Source organism: Bradyrhizobium genosp. A (assembly GCF_049949275.1).
Lineage (GTDB): Bacteria > Pseudomonadota > Alphaproteobacteria > Rhizobiales > Xanthobacteraceae > Bradyrhizobium.
The window spans coordinates 289,123-306,053 of record NZ_CP188196.1 but is presented as its reverse complement, the minus strand read 5'-3'; the positions used below and the strand labels follow the sequence as shown (position 1 = coordinate 306,053).

Here is a 16,931-nt window from a genome sequence, read left to right as displayed (position 1 = left end):
GGAGCGGTTTCGCGAAAACAACCCCATGCACAGTAGGAAGTGGGTTGGAGCAGCAGCTGTTTCACGTGAAACAATATGGGCCGCTCAATGCGCTAGAGGATGAGGGGATTGAGACGCGGGCTCCGCGCCCCGTCATTGCGAGCGAAGCGATGACGGGATTGAGGTTCCGGGCGTTTCACGTGAAACAGAAGGAATGGAACAAGGGTTAATCCTACATCGGGAACCTAGCCCTACTTTCCGATGCAGAATTTTTGAAAAATGGCCCCAAGGACGTCCTCGACGTCGACTCGGCCGAGCAGCCGGCCCAAGGCATAGGCGGCGGCGCGCAACTCCTCGGCGGCGAGCTCCTCGCCCTCTTCTACAAGCCCCAGACTCCGGCCCAAGCTGTCTGAAGCCCGCCCCAACAGATCTCGCTGCCGGGCCCGGGTCACCAATGCGCCCTCGGTGGTTCCGAAAAAGTCAGCCGTGAATTTGATGAGGGCATCGACCAGCTCGAGAATGCCATCACCCCGGCTCGCCGAGATCCCGAATTCGCCGGCCGGCCGGTCCGCTGCGGCTCCGCCGAGGTCGATTTTATTGCGCACGATCCAGACCGAGCCGCCGAACCGATGACCCTCGCCAGATGTCCAGAGCGCCCGCATCGTGTCCGGATCGGCGGCTCGCTCTCCCTCCACCAGCCACAGCACGAGGTCGGCGTCTTCGGCCCGCGCCCGCGCCCGGCGTACGCCCTCCTGCTCGACGGGATCATTGGTCTCGCGAATGCCGGCGGTGTCGATGACGGTGACGGGATAACCATCGAGATCCAGCTGCACCTCGATCACGTCGCGCGTCGTGCCGGCGTGCGGCGAGACGATCGCGACCTCACGGCGGGCGAGCTGGTTCATGAGCGTCGACTTGCCGACATTCGGCTCGCCAGCGATCGCGACCACCAGGCCGTCGCGCAGGCGTTCAGAATGTCCCTGTGCCGCAAGGACTTTTGCAATTTCGCCGTGCAGCGCCTTGATCGCTTTCACGGCCGGCGCCGTCAATTCCGCGGGAACATCGCCCTCGTCGGAAAAATCGATGCCGGCCTCGATCAGCGCTGATGCCTCGATGATGCGCTCGCGCCAGTCGCGCGCACGACTGCCGAGCAGGCCTTGCAACTGGCGCAGCGCCTGGCGGCGCTGGCGGTCGGTATCGGCGTGAATGAGATCGTCGAGGCCCTCGGCTTCGGTGAGGTCGAGCTTGCCGTTCTCGAACGCGCGCCGAGTGAACTCGCCCGGCTCGGCGGCGCGCGCATTCGGAATTAGCGAAATAGCGGCGAGGAGCGCGGCCAGCACGGCGCGTCCGCCATGAACGTGGAATTCGGCAACGTCCTCGCCGGTCGCAGTCCCCGGCCCTGGAAACCAGAGCACGACCGCATCGTCGATCGGCTGGCCCGCGCCGTCCCGAAGCAGCCGGCGGCTGGCCTGCCGCGGCGTCGGCTGCTTGCCTGCGAGCGTCGTCAGCACCAGGCCGGCTTGCGGGCCCGAGACGCGTACCAATGCGATCGCGCTCGGCGGACGGCCGGACGACAGCGCAAAGATGGTCTGGTCTCGCGGGTGCATGGCCTATTTGTCTGGCTGGCGGGGAAAACGCAAACACCTGTTCTTGGGTGCACGTGACCCGCTTTGCTGCGCTCCAACCCGCAGCAAAATCATATTGCAGCGCAACATAAAGCGCAGCATTTCTGCTGCAAAAATCCTCTCGGCTCGCTAGGCGGGCTCGACCTAAGTCAAGTATTACCTAGATATATCAATAGACTAAGGAAATTCGAGTCCGACACGAAGTCCACTTGGTGCTGCACATTTCACTGCAGCAAAGCCGCAAAAAACAAGAAAGGGCGCCGAAGGCGCCCTTTGGTCTGTTGTTGCACCTGGCTCAGGTGTTCATGGAGTCGAAGAACTCCGAATTGCTCTTGGTCGAGCGCAGCTTGTCGAGCAGGAAGTCGATCGCGTCCATGGTGCCCATCGGGTTCAGGATGCGGCGGAGCACGTACATCTTCTTCAGCACCTGATTGTCGGTGATGAGCTCCTCCTTGCGGGTGCCGGAGCGGGAGATGTCGATGGCCGGGAAGGTCCGCTTGTCCGAGACCTTGCGGTCGAGGATCAGCTCCGAGTTACCGGTGCCCTTGAACTCTTCGAAGATGACTTCGTCCATGCGGCTGCCGGTATCGACCAGCGCCGTCGCGATGATGGTCAGCGAGCCGCCCTCCTCGATGTTGCGGGCGGCACCGAAGAAGCGCTTCGGGCGCTGCAGCGCGTTAGCGTCGACACCGCCGGTCAGCACCTTACCGGATGACGGCACCACGGTATTGTAGGCGCGACCCAGACGCGTGATCGAATCGAGCAGGATGACGACGTCGCGGCCGTGTTCGACGAGACGCTTGGCTTTCTCGATCACCATCTCGGCGACCTGGACGTGACGCACGGCCGGCTCGTCGAAGGTCGACGACACCACCTCGCCCTTCACCGAGCGCTGCATGTCCGTGACTTCTTCCGGACGCTCGTCGATCAGCAGCACGATCAGGTAGCATTCGGGATGGTTGTGCGTGATCGAGTGCGCGATGTTCTGCATCAGCACGGTTTTACCCGTGCGCGGCGGCGCGACGATCAGTGCGCGCTGGCCCTTGCCGATCGGCGCGACGATATCGATCACCCGTGCAGACAGGTCTTTACGCGTCGGGTCGTCGATTTCCATGCGGAAACGCTGATTCGGAAACAGCGGCGTGAGGTTGTCGAAATTGACCTTGTGCTTGGCCTTTTCCGGGTCCTCGAAATTGAGCGTGTTGACCTTCAGCAGCGCAAAATAGCGCTCGCCTTCTTTCGGGCTGCGAATGTGGCCTTCGATGGTGTCGCCGGTGCGCAGGCCGAAACGGCGGATCTGCGAGGGCGAAACGTAGATGTCATCAGGGCCCGGTAGATAATTCGCATCGGGCGAGCGAAGGAAGCCGAAACCGTCGGAGAGCACCTCAACGACGCCCTCGCCGACGATGTCGGTCTCGGCCAGCGCAAGCTGCTTGAGGATGGCGAACAGCAACTCCTGCTTGCGCATGGTGCTGGCATTCTCGACCCCATTCTCTTCCGCGAACGAGACGAGCTCGGCCGGCGTCTTCGACTTGAGGTCCTGGAGTTTAATTTCCCGCATTGGGGTGGTCCTGTGGGGTAACCTTGGGAGGGGGTGCGAGGAGGCTCTGAAATGCGGACGCGAGAAGGTAAGGTCCGCAGGTCTGGCAAGGTGAGCGCCGGTGGAGGCTTCAAACCTGATGCGGTGTCCGGCCTTTAAAAAGCTCGGACACAACCACATCCGCCTGCGTTGGGTGGGATATCGCTAATATAGAAAATCGCTTTCCACTCCGCAAGCCGAAGCGCTGAGCGATCATTCACGTTTCCTGCCTAGAACGGCTTCACGATCACCATGATGACGATGATGATCATCAGGACGGTCGGCACCTCATTGATAATCCGGAAGAATTTCTGGCTGTGCGGGCGCCTGTCGGCAGCGAAGTCCTTCAGCCAGCGGGAAAAAAAGCCGTGGACCGCGGACATCGCCAGGACCAGTGCCAGTTTTACGTGCAGCCAGCCGAAGGTGAACCAATGGCCGGCCCAGGCGAGATAGAGCCCGGCGAGCCAGGTCACGATCATGGCGGGATTGATGATCGCCTTGAACAGGCGACGTTCCATGACCTTGAAGGTTTCCGACTGTTTCGAGCCGATCTCGGCCTCGCAATGATAAACGAACAGCCGCGGCAGATAGAGCATTCCGGCCATCCAGGAGATGACCGCGATCACATGCAGCGCCTTGATCCAGAGATAGACGTCTTCAAACATATTTTGCATCCGGCTTCGCCCAGCTCAGAGAGCGCTGGGGATAGTAAGAACTCGTTAAGGTCTCACCTGCACACATATCCGTCCGTAGCGCTCCTCTTAAATCTAAAGAATCTTAGATTCTTAAGGTTTGAGTCTATGTGACCGTGGATTGGACTCATGCAATTCCATCCGCTGGTTGACCTGCGCTTGTTCACATCCATCAACATGTCCTGGATAGCCCTGGCGGCTCGCGATAAGCCAACCGGCTTCAAAGACTTGCACGTTTCTGTCGGCAGCTTATCAAGGGGGTTGTCCGCGCAATCCCGTTTTCCTCTCGGCAGGGCGTCGGACTTGTTCCGAAGGGCAGTGGTGTGAAGAAAATTGGCACTTGTCCCGCCCCTGGTGTCGCGCAACCCTTTCCGAGGGGTTAAGGTCCACAGAAATCCACAAAGCACACCGCCCCCATACAAAGAGTTTTTGTGCCGACCTCGAACAATTATTTCCATCTTCACCTCGTCTCCGACTCGACCGGCGAAACCCTGATCACGGTCGCGCGCGCGGTCGCTGCGCAATACGCGAACGTCACCCCGGTCGAGCATGTCTATCCGCTGGTGCGCAGCCAGAAGCAGCTCGATCGCGTGCTCGATGAGATCGAGGAAGCGCCCGGCATCGTGCTGTTCACGCTGCTGGAGAAGGATCTGGTCTCCAGGCTCGAGGACAAGTGCAAGACTATCAACGTGCCGAGTCTCTCGATCATCGGTCCGGTCATGCAATTGTTCGAAGCTTATCTTGGCGCTGCGACCACGGGTCGCGTCGGCGCGCAGCACGTGCTCAACGCGGAATATTTCAAGCGCATCGACGCGCTGAACTACACGATGATCCATGACGACGGCCAGCATGTCGATGGGCTCGAGGAAGCCGACGTCGTCCTGGTCGGCGTGTCCCGCACCTCGAAGACACCGACGTCGATCTATCTCGCCAATCGCGGCATCCGTACCGCCAACGTGCCGCTGGTGCCGGGCATTCCGGTGCCGTCACAATTGGAGACGCTGACCCGGCCATTGGTTGTCAGCCTGCACGCGACGCCGGAACGTTTGATCCAGATCCGTCAGAACCGCCTGCTCTCTATGGGTGCCGAATCCGGCAGCGACACCTATACCGACAGGCAATCGGTCACCGAGGAGGTCGCGTTTGCGCGCAAGCTGAGCGCCAAGCACGACTGGCCGCTGCTGGACGTGACGCGTCGCTCGATCGAGGAAACCGCAGCCGCGATCATGAAGCTCTATAGTGATCGCCAGCGCAACCGGCCCTCGGAATAGTCTTTTGCGATGGGTCTTTGGCACCATACATCTCCGTTGATCCTCGCCTCGCAGAGCAGCGCCCGAAAAATGTTGCTGGCGAACGCCGGGCTCGAATTCGAGACTGTTACCGCTGACATCGACGAGCGCGGTATTCAGACTGCATCAAAACTTTCGAACCCACGCGAGATCGGCCTGCTGCTGGCGCGGGAGAAAGCCATGGCAGTCTCAGCCAATCGTCCTGGATGCCATGTGATCGGCGCCGACCAGACGCTGGCGCTGGGGAATCGTCTCTTCAACAAGCCTGCCGGCCGTACACAGGCGCTGGCGCAATTGCGTGATCTCGCCGGGCGTAGCCACGAGCTGAATTCCGCCGTCGCCGTAGCGCATGACGGCAAGATCGTCTTCGAGGATGTGTCGGTCGCCCGCATGACCATGCGGCAAATGTCCGAGGCCGAGCTCTCTGCCTATCTCGATGCCGCCGGCGATGCCGTCACCACCAGCGTCGGCGCCTATCAGCTCGAAGGTCTCGGCATCCATCTGTTCGAGCGCATCGAGGGCGACCATTTCAGCATTCTCGGCCTGCCGCTGCTGTCGCTGCTTGCGTTCCTGCGGCGCGAGCGGCTCATTGCGGTGTAAATGACAGGATGGTTTGGCGCTGATGCGGATTCTTGGACTGACCGGCTCAATCGGAATGGGCAAATCCACCACCGCAAAATTGTTCGCGGAGGCCGGTGTGCCGGTCTACGACGCCGATGCCGCCGTCCATCAGCTCTATGAGGGCGAGGCCGCGCCTGCGATCGAGGCCGCCTTCCCCGGCACTACTGTTAACGGCAAGGTCGATCGTCCCAAACTGTCTGCGCGCGTGGTGCACGATCCCGCCGCGATCAAGCAGCTCGAGCAGATCGTCCATCCCATGCTCGGGGCTTCCCGGCAAAAATTCTTTGCCGATGCCGAAGCCGCCGGGGCACCGGTTGTGGTCCTGGATATTCCCCTGTTGTTCGAAACCGGCGGCGAGAAGCGGGTCGACGCCGTGGTCGTGGTCTCGACCTCGCCGGAAATCCAGCGCCAACGTGTGCTGGCGCGGGGAACCATGGACGAAGCAAAACTCGACGCCATCATCGCCAAGCAGACGCCTGATGCCGAAAAGCGCAAGCGAGCCGATTTCGTCGTGGATACCTCACACGGACTTGAGCCGGTGCGCGCGCAAATCACGCACATCCTGGCCGAGGTCGTTAAGATGCCGCAGCGGCGAGCCTGATTCGCCGTCCACACGGCACCTCAATCATGCGTGAAATTGTTCTCGATACCGAAACCACCGGCCTCGATCCGCTCCGCGGTGATCGCCTGGTCGAAATCGGCTGTGTCGAGATCTTGAACCGTATGCCGACGGGACAGACGTACCACGTCTATATCAATCCTGAACGGGACATGCCGGCGGAAGCCTTTGCGGTGCATGGGCTGTCGGCAGAATTTCTCTCGACCAAGCCGCTGTTCCACGAGGTCGTCGATGAATTTCTGGCGTTCATCGGCGAAGCGCCGCTGGTGATCCACAATGCGTCGTTCGACATCAGCTTCATCAACGCCGAGCTCGACCGGATCAAGCGCGCCGCGATCCCGCGCGAGCGGCTGGTCGATACGCTGCTGCTAGCGCGGCGCAAGCATCCCGGTGTCTCGAACCGGCTCGACGATCTCTGCTCGCGCTACTCGATCGACAATTCACACCGTACCAAGCACGGTGCGCTGCTCGATTCCGAACTGCTTGCAGAAGTCTATGTCGATCTGGTCGGGGCGCGGCAGTCGCAGCTGCTGCTGGCGTCGGACGCCCAGGAGATTCGCGTCAATGCTGCTGGCGATGCGCCGCGGCGGCAGCGGATAGTACCGCTCGCGCCGCGGGTGTCAGACGCCGAGCGCGAAGCCCATCGGGCATTCATCGCAACGCTCGGCGACAAGGCGATCTGGAACGAGTTCTTGCCCGCTCCAGCTGCCGTCAATCCGCCTGGCTAGGCCTCACAGTTAAGCTTGGCCGGCCTGACCACCAGCGGCCATTTGCCGCTCCATGTTTTGGCGATAGAGACCGACGAAATCGACCGGATCCAGCATCAGCGGCGGGAACCCGCCGTCGCGCACGGCGGTCGCGATGATCTCGCGGGCGAACGGGAACAGCAGGCGCGGGCATTCGATCATGACCAGCGGGTGCAGGTTCTCCTTCGGCACGTTGACGATCCGGAACACGCCGGCATAGGCGAGCTCGAACGAGAACATCACCTTGCCCGCGTTCTCGGCCTTGCCCTCGACCGACAGCGTCACCTCAAACTCGGATTCGCTGAGGTTGTTGGCGCTGACATTGATCTGGATGTTGATCTGGGGCGCCTGACTCTGCGGCTGGAGCGAGGTCGGTGCGTTCGGATTTTCGAACGAGAGGTCCTTGGTATATTGCGCCAGCACGTTGAGCTGGGGAGCCTGGGCCGCCTCGGGAGGGGTGCCGTTACCGTTGGTCATCAGAGTGTCTCCTTACCCGATTTGGGCTGAATTTCGCGGCGGTTGGCTAACATAGGGCCGCCTCATTCCACAAGGACGAACGGCTCCGGAGGGTCGATCCGGGCCACGCCCACAACTGTGACGTTCCACCCGCCCCGGACACGAAATCGCACGTTAAACGCTTGAAGATACGCGATTTCCGGCCAGGATCGGGTTTCCCCTTAAGCATAAAACGCGCTACACTTCGTGCTGTGCCAAAAGGCGCCATTGGCCAGGCATGATTTCGTGCCTACATCCGACGGACGCGACGCGCGGGCCTAAAACCGGTCCTAAAATGGTGATGTAGTCTTGCCGTTCCGGTATGGAACGGTCTACTGGCCGGATTGATTTTCCCGGCAGCGACCCAAAAGAAGACCTGAGTAAAGACCAGAAAGCGATACGACGTGGACATCTACACCATCATCTTCCTTGCGCTGGCGGTCTTTATTTTCCTGCGGCTGCGCAGCGTGCTGGGGCAGCGGACCGGCAATGAGCGGCCGCCGTTTGACCGCACGGCTCGCAATGCGCTTGGGGGTGCTCCGGACAAAAACGTCGTGACCATGCCGGGCAAGGTGATCGACCAGGCGCCGCTCGCGCCGACGGCTGAGCCGGCCCCGCCCTCCGACCGCTGGAAGGGGCTGACCGAGCCGGGCACTGCGCTCGCCCAGGGCCTCGATGCCATCGTCGACAGGGATTCCACCTTCGATCCGCGCCACTTCATCTCGGGCGCCCGCGGCGCCTATGAGATGATCGTGCTGGCCTTCGCCAATGGCGATCGCCGCGCGCTGCGCGACCTCTTGTCGTCCGAGGTCTATGAAAGCTTCGACGCCGCGATCAAGGACCGCGAGAAGAACGAGCAGAAGACCGAGACGCGCTTCGTCTCGATCGACAAGGCCGAGCTCGTCGGTGCCGAGCTGCGCGATCGCACGGCCCAGCTCACGATCCGCTTCGTCTCCCAGATGATCTCGGCCACCCGCGACAAGGCCGGCAACATCGTCGACGGCAGCGCCGACAAGGTCGCCGATATCACCGACATCTGGACTTTCGCCCGCGACACCACCTCTCGCGATCCGAACTGGAAGCTGGTTGGCACCGGAAGCGCGAATTAAGAGTTTCCTGAAGAACAGCGCGACGGCGCTTTGCGCAGGTGTCGTCGTGCTGGCTTCGTTTTCGCTCGGCGCCGAGGCTGCGCGGCGCCACTACCGCAGCCATTACCATCACCTTCCCGAAATGGCCGCGATTCCTCCGCGGGCCTTGCCCTATCCGCAGCTCCCTCTCCCATTCGAAATTCCCGGCGCGCAATATCTGCCGCTGGCCTGGGCTGACGTGAAGGGCTGGAGCGACGATGATCATCTCGCGGCGTACAAGACCTTTCGCGCCAGCTGCCGCTCGATCAATGCACAGACCGGCGCTCCCGAATCCAAAGCTCTGGGCGGCTCGCTGAGCGAGCCCTGCCGGGCCGCCAAATCACTCGAGCCGACCGACGACGCGAAGGCCAAGACTTTCTTCGAGGACAATTTTTCGCCGCTGCGCATCTCGCGCCTCGGCGAGCCCGACGGCTTCGTCACCGGCTATTACGAGCCGGTGCTGGAGGGGTCGCGCACACAGACCGATGTCTACAACGTCCCGGTCTATCGCCGGCCCTCGAACCTGTTCGTGCGCGGCTTCAATCAGGCCTCGGTCAGCCTTCCCAACAAGGGACCGGTCTACCGCAAGATCGGCCGCCGCAAGCTGGTGCCCTATTACGACCGCGGCGAGATCGAGGACGGCAAGATTGCCGGCCGCGGGCTCGAGATCGCCTGGCTGAAGGACCCGACCGATCTGTTGTTCGCCCAGATCCAGGGTTCGGCGCGGATCAGGTTCGACGACGGCTCGACCCTCCGGCTCAACTACGATTCCTATAACGGCTATCCCTACACGGCGGTGGGACGCGTGCTGATCGAGCGCGGCATCATTCCGAAGGAAGAGATGTCGATGCAGAAGATCAGGGAATGGATGGCGCAGAATCCTGACGGCGCCAACGAGCTGCGGCGCCAGAACCGCTCCTACATCTTCTTCCGCGAGGTCAATCTGTCCGACAAGGACGAGGCGGTCGGTGCGCAAGGCATTCCGCTGACCGCCGGCCGCTCGATCGCGGTCGACAAATCGCTCCACGTCTACGGCACGCCGTTCTTCATCGAGGGCGAGCTGCCGATCGAATCCGAACGCGCCAAGACGTCGTTCCATCGCCTGATGATCGCGCAGGACACCGGCTCGGCCATTATCGGCCCCGCGCGTGCCGATCTCTATTTTGGCGCGGGCGCTGACGCCGGCCGCGTCTCGGGCCGGCTGCGTCACCCCATGCATTTCGTGATGCTGGTGCCGAAGAGCCTCGATCCCGGCGTGCGCGCGGCGCGGCTGCCAGTGCCGGATCCGCGGCCGTCGGAGAAGATCGCAAAGCTGTTTCCGCAGACCGATCCCAAGGACGCGGCGAGGGGCGAGACCGTCGCAATTGCCGGCCCGGTGCCGCTGCCGGCGCCGCGTCCTATGATCGAACCTGTCCGCGAACCGCGCAGGCACATGAAAACTCGTTCCCACCAGCAATGAAGCGATCGTCCCGTCCGCCCGTGCTGGATCCGCGTCCCTCACCGCGCCGGCGTGCGCTGACCGAGGAAGATCGCGAGCTGTGGGAGCTCGTCGCAAAACAAGTCAAGCCGCTGCGGAAGCAGCGCGCAACCAAGGTACACGCCGCGCCGCGCACCGAGCCATCGTCCGCAGTGCCGGTCGCCAAGCCTGCGCTGCCGCCGCGGCCGCTGGCTCAAGCGCCGGCCCCGCGTCCGTCAAAGCCGGCGATACCGCCGCTCGCCCCGCTCGGCAAGCGCGAGCGCACAAAACTGTCGCGCGGCCGCAGCGAGATCGAGGCGCGGCTTGATCTGCACGGCATGACCCAGATGCGCGCGCACCGCGCCTTGACCGGCTTCCTCCACCGCGCCCATCACGATGGCCTGACCTTCGTGCTGGTCATCACCGGCAAGGGCAGGAGCGGCGGCGAAAGCGGCGTGCTGCGTCGGCAGGTGCCGGAATGGCTGAGCCTGCCGGAATTCCGTGCCTTCGTTGTGGGCTTTGAGGAGGCCGCTATCAGCCATGGCGGCGAGGGCGCGCTTTATGTGCGGATCAGGCGGGCGCGGTTTTAGCGGCTCTACACCTCTCCCGCTCGCGGGAGAGGTCGTCGCGCGAAGCGCGGCGGGTGAGGGCTCTATCCTCTTGGGGGTTCTCGATCGCGGAGAAAGCCCTCTCCCCAGCCCTCTCCCGCAAGCGGGAGAGGGAGCTCACCGTCTTCGTAGTTGGACTGAATCGTCTCAGAACGGCCGGACGATTCCGACGCGCGGAATCAGCGTAAGGATCAAGCCGAAAATGTTTGTTTTCTGATCCTCTTCTGGAATCAGCGCCGTCTCCCGTGCGGCCGGCAGCATCTTCACCGCATGCAGGATCAGGAACATGCAGACCGCCCAGTTCGAGATCCAGCGCGAATAGTCAAACACCATCGCGAACATCACGAGATAAGCGAGGCTGACGCCGATCAATGCCGCGATCACGAGGCGTCGGTGCGTCTCGTTCGCGAGGGAGCCGATCAGGTTCGCAAAACAGCGCCACAGCGGCGCGTGCAGCCAGATCAGCAGCGCGAACACGGGAATGCCGAGGCTGTTGTGCGGCAGGCGTCCCCACGTGTCGGAAATCTCCTTCGCCAGCGGCTGATACCAGATGTAGCTGAACTGCAAGAGATCGGTGCGCGAGGGATCGACCATCCGGGTCTTCAGATACGCGACGAAATCCGCTTCAGGGATCGGCATCGTCCCAAAAAATTGCGCCGCGAAGAACAGGGCGGAGACCAGGACGAAAGCGGTGAGCCCGAAGACGAGATTACCGCGACTGAGACCGTAAGCGAGATAGTGCCTGATGACGACGATGGTGATGATCGTCGGCACATACATCAGCAGGTGAATGTGGTGGATCAGGACAAGAATGATCGAGAACAACGCCGCCGTCGCCACGAACAGCAATGAGCCCGCCGGCATCAGCAACAGGATGAGCGCGAGCGCACTGCCATAGATGTCGAAATGGCCGAGCGTGTGCATGAAGTTTTTGAGGAAGAACGGCGAGCCCGCGATGAAGACGAACAGCGGCAGCGTCTTCGCCGTGAAGCCGAACGTCTTCTGAAACAGTTTTGCGTACAGCCCTGATGTCACCAGCCACGTCGCCCCGCCGAGCGCGAACACCAGCCAGACCGGCACCTTGGCCGTGAACAGCGCGACGATCGCCCCGATCAGCGCGCGCTTGATGAAGCCGAAATGGTAGTCGACGAGGAGGTGGACGTAGGGGACGTAAGGCGGCAGCTGGATCTTGTGAACGAACACGCCAACGATGACCGCCGCGTTGATCGCGAGCAGAAATCGCCAGGGGTTTTGCAGGATGCTAGCGGGCACGCCGCTTCCATAGCGCGGCAGAGCCGAATTACAAAATGAACCGGCTCAGATCGGCGTTCTTGGCGAGGTCGCCAACGTGCTTCTGCACGAAATCGGCATCGACCCGGACGGTCTCGCCGTTGCGGTCGGGGGCGGTGAAGGAGATTTCGTCCAGCACCCGCTCCATGACCGTCTGGAGCCTGCGCGCGCCGATGTTCTCGACGGTGGAATTGACGGCGACCGCGACGTCGGCGAGCGCATCGATGGCGCTGTCGGTGATGTCGAGCGTGACGCCTTCGGTCTGCATCAAGGCGATATATTGCTTGATCAGCGAGGCCTCGGGCTCGGTCAGGATGCGGCGCATGTCGTCGCGGGTCAGCGCCTGCAGCTCGACGCGGATCGGCAGGCGGCCCTGCAATTCCGGCAACAGGTCGGACGGTTTTGCGACGTGGAAGGCGCCGGAAGCGATGAACAGGATGTGGTCGGTCTTGACCGCGCCGTGCTTGGTCGAGACCGTGGTGCCCTCGATCAGCGGCAGCAGATCGCGCTGCACGCCCTCGCGGGAGACGTCGCCGCCGACGCGGCCGTCGCGGGCGCAGATCTTGTCGATCTCGTCGAGGAACACGATGCCGTTGTTCTCGACCGCACTGATCGCCTCCAGCGTCAGCTGGTCGGTGTCGAGCAGCTTGTCGGACTCTTCGTTGACGAGGATCTCATGCGAGCCTTCGACCGTCAGCCGCCGCGTCTTGCTGCGGCCGCCAAGCTTGCCGAAGATGTCGCCGATCGAGATCGCGCCCATCTGCGCGCCCGGCATGCCCGGGATCTCGAACATCGGCATGCCGCTGCCGGACGACTGGGTCTCGATCTCGATTTCCTTGTCGTTGAGCTCGCCGGCCCGCAGCTTCTTGCGGAAGGATTCGCGGGTTGCGGCGCTGGAATTGGCGCCGACCAGCGCGTCGAGCACGCGCTCCTCGGCGGCGAGCTGGGCGCGCGCCTGCACGTCCTTGCGCTTCTTCTCGCGCACCTGGGCAATCGCGACCTCGACGAGATCGCGCACGATCTGCTCGACATCGCGGCCGACATAGCCGACCTCGGTGAATTTTGTCGCTTCCACCTTCAGGAACGGCGCATTCGCGAGTTTTGCCAGTCGCCGCGCGATCTCCGTCTTGCCGACCCCGGTCGGGCCGATCATCAGGATATTTTTCGGCAGCACTTCCTCGCGCAACGAACCTTCGAGTTGCTGCCGGCGCCAGCGGTTGCGCAGCGCGATCGAGACGGCGCGCTTGGCGTCGGACTGGCCGACGATGAAACGGTCGAGTTCGGAAACGATTTCGCGGGGGGAGAAGTCTGTCATGGGATCTTAGCTAGGGTCAGAAACGGGCCGCGACAAGCTGCTTTGTGCCCTTGGCGGGCGCGAGCGCAATGCCCAAGCGGCGGTGTGCTCCCTCTCCCGCAAGCGGGAGAGGTTACGGCCAGTCCTGAGCTCCGCTGTTCAGCCACGCGCCTTAGCCGGCCGTCAGGGCTTCGATGGTGACGTTGCGGTTGGTGTAGACGCAGATGTCGGCGGCGATGTCGAGCGATCGGCGGACGATTGTCTCGGCGTCCTTATCGGTGTCGATCAGGGCGCGGGCTGCGGCCAGCGCGTAATTGCCGCCGGAGCCGATCGCCATCACGCCGGCCTCGGGCTCGAGCACGTCGCCGGTGCCCGTCAACACCAGGGAGACGTCCTTGTCGGCCACGATCATCATGGCCTCCAGCCGCCGCAAATAGCGATCGGTGCGCCAATCCTTGGCGAGCTCGACCGCCGCCCGGGTCAATTGCCCCGGATATTGCTCGAGCTTACTCTCCAGCCGCTCAAACAGGGTGAAAGCGTCGGCCGTGGCGCCGGCAAAGCCGCCGATCACGTCGCCCTTGCCGAGTTTCCGGACCTTTTTGGCGTTGGACTTGATCACGGTCTGGCCGATCGAGACCTGGCCGTCGCCGCCAATCACCACCTTGCCGCCCTTGCGGACCGTCAAAATCGTGGTGCCGTGCCAGACCGGCGAGCTGTTCTGGGAATCCTGCATCATGACCCTCATTGTCCGGGCTGATTTAGGCGGTCAGGGGCAAAGGGACAACCGGCGCACAACGGGCCGTTCCGGCCTCAAATTCGCTCACCATAGGCAGAAGTAGAGGCCCGGCCGGCCGTTCCCGCAGTAGCGAAGGCGTCATTTGGCTGTTAATAGACTGGCGTTTTCGGCTCAAAACTAGAATGGAAACCGATTTTCCATGCGCACCGCGACGATCAAGCGCAAGACCAAGGAAACCGACATCGAGGTCACCGTGAACCTCGATGGCACCGGCGTGGCCAATATCGCGACCGGCATCGGCTTTTTCGACCATATGCTCGATCTCCTCGCCCGCCATTCCCGCATCGACCTCACGGTCAAGGCGGTGGGCGATTTGCACATTGATCATCACCATACCACCGAAGACACCGGCATCGCGCTCGGCCAGGCGGTCAAGCAGGCGCTCGGCAACATGGCGGGCATCACCCGCTATGCCGGCGTGCACATGCCCATGGACGAGACGCTGTCGCGCGTGGTCATCGACATCTCGGGCCGCCCGTTCCTGGTGTTCAAGGCCGACTTTCCCCGCGACAAGATCGGTGAGTTCGATACCGAGCTGGTGCGCGAGTGGTTCCAGGCCTTCGCCATCAACGCCGGCGTGACTCTCCACGTCGAGACCCTATATGGCGATAACAGCCACCATATCGCCGAGTCCTGCTTCAAGGGCCTGGCGCGGGCGCTGCGCATCGCGGTTGCGATCGATCCCAAGGCGGCGGGCGAAATCCCGTCCACCAAGGGCTCGCTCGGCGGCTGACATCTCCGTCTCGGTGGCTGAGCGCTACCGGCGGCATCAATGAATTCTCGAGAACGGGGCATCGAAAATGCCTGTCTACACAGTTCATGCTCCCACCCCAGGCGGGGCCGATCTGCGCGCGACCGACAGATTCGTGTTCGTGCGCGACGGCTTCCATTTCTGGGCGATGGTGTTCGGCCCGCTCTGGCTGCTTTGGAACAGGCTTTGGCTGGCCCTGCTCGGCTGGATCGTTTTCCTCGCCGCGTTCGATGCCGGGCTGCATAGCCTCGGGGTCGGCCGCAGCTCGATCTTCTTTGCCAACATCATCATCGCGTTGCTGATGGGCTTCGAGGCCTCGAGCCTGCGCCGCTGGACGTTGTCGCGCGGCAAGTGGCGGCAGCTCGATGTTGTCGTTGCCGACGACGAGGACACCGCCGAGCGCCGCTTCTTCGAGCGCTGGAGCAGGACACAGCGCGGCATCGTCAACGATCAATGGGCCGTCGATCGCGGCGGACCGCCGCCGACCCGCAATTTGCCGGGTCAGCAATTCTCCAATCCGCCGCCGATTCCGGCCGGCGGGATCATTGGATCGTTTCCAGAACCGGGAGGGTCAAGATGAGCGTCGCCATCATCGATTACGGTTCCGGGAATCTGCATTCCGCCGCCAAGGCTTTTGAGCGCGCCGCGCGCAGCATGGAGAATCCGCAGAAGGTGTTCGTGACCAGCGATCCGGACCAGGCCTATGGCGCCGACCGTCTGGTGCTGCCGGGCGTCGGCGCCTTTGCCGATTGCCGGCGCGGCTTAGACGCCGTCAACGGCATGGTCGAGGCGATCACCGAAGCCGTGCGCGTCAAGGCGCGGCCGATGTTCGGCATTTGCGTCGGCATGCAGCTGTTCGCCACCCGCGGCAAGGAGCATGTCATCACGCAAGGCCTGAACTGGATCGGCGGCGACGTCGAGAAGATCACGCCGCGCGACGAGAGCCTGAAGATCCCGCACATGGGCTGGAATACGCTCGACGTGCTGCAGGAGCATCCGGTGCTGAACAAGCTGCCGCTCGGGCCCAAGGGCCAGCACGCTTATTTCGTGCACTCCTACCACCTCAACGCCGCCAACGAGGCGGACGTGCTCGCGCGCGCCGATTACGGCGGGCCTGTCACCGCGATCGTCGCGAAGGACACCGCCATCGGCACGCAATTTCACCCCGAGAAGAGCCAGCGCTTTGGCCTGGCCCTGATCTCGAATTTTTTGCGATGGAAGCCGTGATTCTCTTTCCCGCCATCGACCTCAAGAACGGCCAATGCGTGCGTCTCGAGCAAGGCGACATGGCGCGCGCGACCGTGTTCAATCTCGATCCTGCGGCCCAGGCGCAGAGCTTTGTCACGCAGGGCTTTGAGTATCTTCACGTCGTCGATCTCGACGGTGCTTTCGCCGGCAAGCCGGTGAATGCGCAGGCGGTCGAAGCGATGCTGAAGACAATCAAGATCCCGGTGCAGCTCGGCGGCGGCATTCGCGATCTCGCCACCGTCGAAGCCTGGCTCGACAAAGGCATCACCCGCGTCATCATCGGCACCGCTGCGGTGCGCGATCCTGAGCTGGTGAAGGTGGCCGCGAAAAAATTCCCCGGCCGCGTCGCGGTCGGGCTCGATGCCCGCGACGGCAAGGTTGCGGTCGAGGGCTGGGCCGAGACCTCGCAGGTGACGGTGCTTGAGATCGCGCAGCGTTTCGAGGATGCCGGCGTTGCCGCCATCATCTTCACCGACATCGCGCGCGACGGCCTGCTCAAGGGCCTCAACCTCGATGCGACCATTGCGCTCGCCGACGCCATCTCGATTCCCGTGATCGCCTCCGGCGGTCTTGCCTCGATCGAGGACGTCAAGGCGATGCTGACGCCGCGCGCCGAAAAGCTCGCCGGCGCCATCGCCGGCCGGGCGCTCTATGACGGCCGGCTCGATCCCGCCGCCGCCCTCACTTTAATCCGCAACGCACCCAGGAGCTGACAC

The 16,931-nt window shown here is 62.8% G+C and carries 18 protein-coding genes; 11 read left to right on the top strand and 7 right to left on the bottom strand.

Annotation, left to right across the window (positions count from 1 at the left end; translation table 11 throughout):
• Positions 1 to 230 precede the first annotated feature (230 nt).
• From mnmE to hemJ, 3 genes are all read right to left on the bottom strand, one after another.
• Positions 231 to 1,586: a tRNA uridine-5-carboxymethylaminomethyl(34) synthesis GTPase MnmE gene (gene mnmE / locus ACP2YP_RS01370; protein WP_426421871.1), complete on the bottom strand. Its 1,356-nt coding sequence runs from the start codon at positions 1,584 to 1,586 to the stop codon at positions 231 to 233.
• 313 nt (positions 1,587 to 1,899) lie between these two features.
• On the bottom strand, positions 1,900 to 3,165 hold the full coding sequence (gene rho, locus ACP2YP_RS01365; protein WP_027535007.1) for a transcription termination factor Rho: 1,266 nt from the start codon (positions 3,163 to 3,165) through the stop codon (positions 1,900 to 1,902).
• Between the two features lie 248 nt (positions 3,166 to 3,413).
• A complete protein-coding gene (gene hemJ, locus ACP2YP_RS01360; RefSeq protein ID WP_426421870.1) occupies positions 3,414 to 3,848 on the bottom strand; it encodes a protoporphyrinogen oxidase HemJ in 435 nt (144 codons plus the stop codon).
• 458 nt (positions 3,849 to 4,306) lie between these two features.
• Between hemJ and ACP2YP_RS01355 the strand changes: the two genes are divergently transcribed.
• The 4 genes from ACP2YP_RS01355 to dnaQ are packed head-to-tail and all read left to right on the top strand — an operon-like array spanning position 4,307 to position 7,132.
• A complete protein-coding gene (locus ACP2YP_RS01355; RefSeq protein ID WP_426421869.1) occupies positions 4,307 to 5,146 on the top strand; it encodes a pyruvate, water dikinase regulatory protein in 840 nt (279 codons plus the stop codon).
• Between the two features lie 9 nt (positions 5,147 to 5,155).
• Entirely contained in the window at positions 5,156 to 5,764 is a 609-nt protein-coding gene (locus ACP2YP_RS01350; protein WP_426421868.1) for a Maf family protein, read from the top strand.
• 22 nt (positions 5,765 to 5,786) lie between these two features.
• Positions 5,787 to 6,386 (top strand): dephospho-CoA kinase, encoded by a 600-nt coding sequence (coaE, locus tag ACP2YP_RS01345; RefSeq protein WP_426421867.1) that lies wholly within the window; start codon positions 5,787 to 5,789, stop codon positions 6,384 to 6,386.
• A 26-nt stretch (positions 6,387 to 6,412) separates the two neighbouring features.
• Positions 6,413 to 7,132 (top strand): DNA polymerase III subunit epsilon, encoded by a 720-nt coding sequence (gene dnaQ, locus ACP2YP_RS01340; RefSeq protein WP_426421866.1) that lies wholly within the window; start codon positions 6,413 to 6,415, stop codon positions 7,130 to 7,132.
• 9 nt (positions 7,133 to 7,141) lie between these two features.
• Here the strand turns inward: dnaQ and secB are convergent, their stop codons facing one another.
• Positions 7,142 to 7,627, bottom strand: a complete 486-nt coding sequence (gene secB, locus ACP2YP_RS01335; RefSeq protein WP_148752744.1) for a protein-export chaperone SecB — start codon at positions 7,625 to 7,627, stop codon at positions 7,142 to 7,144.
• Positions 7,628 to 8,049: 422 nt separating this feature from the next.
• Here secB and ACP2YP_RS01330 point away from each other — a divergent pair, with 422 nt between their 5' ends.
• From ACP2YP_RS01330 to ACP2YP_RS01320, 3 genes are read left to right on the top strand one after another with little or no spacing between them, the layout of a single operon-like run.
• Positions 8,050 to 8,754: a Tim44/TimA family putative adaptor protein gene (locus ACP2YP_RS01330; RefSeq protein WP_426421865.1), complete on the top strand. Its 705-nt coding sequence runs from the start codon at positions 8,050 to 8,052 to the stop codon at positions 8,752 to 8,754.
• Positions 8,732 to 10,231: a murein transglycosylase A gene (gene mltA / locus ACP2YP_RS01325; RefSeq protein ID WP_426421864.1), complete on the top strand. Its 1,500-nt coding sequence runs from the start codon at positions 8,732 to 8,734 to the stop codon at positions 10,229 to 10,231. Before ACP2YP_RS01330 ends, mltA begins: the two co-directional genes overlap by 23 nt.
• Positions 10,228 to 10,818, top strand: coding sequence for a Smr/MutS family protein (locus ACP2YP_RS01320; RefSeq protein WP_426421863.1), 591 nt, complete (start codon positions 10,228 to 10,230; stop codon positions 10,816 to 10,818). Before mltA ends, ACP2YP_RS01320 begins: the two co-directional genes overlap by 4 nt.
• Before the next feature lie 165 nt (positions 10,819 to 10,983).
• Here the strand turns inward: ACP2YP_RS01320 and ACP2YP_RS01315 are convergent, their stop codons facing one another.
• The 3 genes from ACP2YP_RS01315 to hslV all read right to left on the bottom strand — a co-directional run bounded on the left by ACP2YP_RS01315 (position 10,984) and on the right by hslV (position 14,153).
• Positions 10,984 to 12,108 (bottom strand): hypothetical protein, encoded by a 1,125-nt coding sequence (locus tag ACP2YP_RS01315; protein ID WP_426421862.1) that lies wholly within the window; start codon positions 12,106 to 12,108, stop codon positions 10,984 to 10,986.
• A gap of 28 nt (positions 12,109 to 12,136) precedes the next feature.
• On the bottom strand, positions 12,137 to 13,441 hold the full coding sequence (gene hslU / locus ACP2YP_RS01310; RefSeq protein ID WP_426421861.1) for an ATP-dependent protease ATPase subunit HslU: 1,305 nt from the start codon (positions 13,439 to 13,441) through the stop codon (positions 12,137 to 12,139).
• Positions 13,442 to 13,592: 151 nt separating this feature from the next.
• Positions 13,593 to 14,153, bottom strand: coding sequence for an ATP-dependent protease subunit HslV (gene hslV / locus ACP2YP_RS01305; protein WP_200297376.1), 561 nt, complete (start codon positions 14,151 to 14,153; stop codon positions 13,593 to 13,595).
• A gap of 202 nt (positions 14,154 to 14,355) precedes the next feature.
• Between hslV and hisB the strand changes: the two genes are divergently transcribed.
• From hisB to hisA, 4 genes are all read left to right on the top strand, one after another.
• Positions 14,356 to 14,949, top strand: coding sequence for an imidazoleglycerol-phosphate dehydratase HisB (gene hisB / locus ACP2YP_RS01300; RefSeq protein ID WP_426421860.1), 594 nt, complete (start codon positions 14,356 to 14,358; stop codon positions 14,947 to 14,949).
• A 67-nt stretch (positions 14,950 to 15,016) separates the two neighbouring features.
• A complete protein-coding gene (locus ACP2YP_RS01295) occupies positions 15,017 to 15,547 on the top strand; it encodes a DUF2628 domain-containing protein (RefSeq protein WP_426421859.1) in 531 nt (176 codons plus the stop codon).
• Positions 15,544 to 16,194 (top strand): imidazole glycerol phosphate synthase subunit HisH, encoded by a 651-nt coding sequence (gene hisH, locus ACP2YP_RS01290; protein ID WP_426421858.1) that lies wholly within the window; start codon positions 15,544 to 15,546, stop codon positions 16,192 to 16,194. Before ACP2YP_RS01295 ends, hisH begins: the two co-directional genes overlap by 4 nt.
• Complete coding sequence (hisA, locus tag ACP2YP_RS01285) at positions 16,182 to 16,928, top strand: 1-(5-phosphoribosyl)-5-[(5-phosphoribosylamino)methylideneamino]imidazole-4-carboxamide isomerase (RefSeq protein WP_426421857.1); 747 nt, start codon at positions 16,182 to 16,184, stop codon at positions 16,926 to 16,928. The genes hisH and hisA overlap by 13 nt, the downstream gene beginning before the upstream one ends.
• The last annotated feature ends 3 nt before the right edge of the window (positions 16,929 to 16,931 follow it).

Coding starts and splice junctions, on each gene's coding strand:
- dnaQ (WP_426421866.1), top strand. CDS start 6,413: ATGCGTGAAATTGTTCTCGATACCGAAACCACCGGCCTCGATCCGCTC.
- hslU (WP_426421861.1), bottom strand. CDS start 13,441: ATGACAGACTTCTCCCCCCGCGAAATCGTTTCCGAACTCGACCGTTTC.
- ACP2YP_RS01320 (WP_426421863.1), top strand. CDS start 10,228: ATGAAGCGATCGTCCCGTCCGCCCGTGCTGGATCCGCGTCCCTCACCG.
- mnmE (WP_426421871.1), bottom strand. CDS start 1,586: ATGCACCCGCGAGACCAGACCATCTTTGCGCTGTCGTCCGGCCGTCCG.
- ACP2YP_RS01350 (WP_426421868.1), top strand. CDS start 5,156: ATGGGTCTTTGGCACCATACATCTCCGTTGATCCTCGCCTCGCAGAGC.
- hemJ (WP_426421870.1), bottom strand. CDS start 3,848: ATGTTTGAAGACGTCTATCTCTGGATCAAGGCGCTGCATGTGATCGCG.
- hisB (WP_426421860.1), top strand. CDS start 14,356: ATGCGCACCGCGACGATCAAGCGCAAGACCAAGGAAACCGACATCGAG.
- hslV (WP_200297376.1), bottom strand. CDS start 14,153: ATGCAGGATTCCCAGAACAGCTCGCCGGTCTGGCACGGCACCACGATT.
- hisA (WP_426421857.1), top strand. CDS start 16,182: ATGGAAGCCGTGATTCTCTTTCCCGCCATCGACCTCAAGAACGGCCAA.
- hisH (WP_426421858.1), top strand. CDS start 15,544: ATGAGCGTCGCCATCATCGATTACGGTTCCGGGAATCTGCATTCCGCC.
- rho (WP_027535007.1), bottom strand. CDS start 3,165: ATGCGGGAAATTAAACTCCAGGACCTCAAGTCGAAGACGCCGGCCGAG.
- secB (WP_148752744.1), bottom strand. CDS start 7,627: ATGACCAACGGTAACGGCACCCCTCCCGAGGCGGCCCAGGCTCCCCAG.
- coaE (WP_426421867.1), top strand. CDS start 5,787: ATGCGGATTCTTGGACTGACCGGCTCAATCGGAATGGGCAAATCCACC.
- ACP2YP_RS01295 (WP_426421859.1), top strand. CDS start 15,017: ATGCCTGTCTACACAGTTCATGCTCCCACCCCAGGCGGGGCCGATCTG.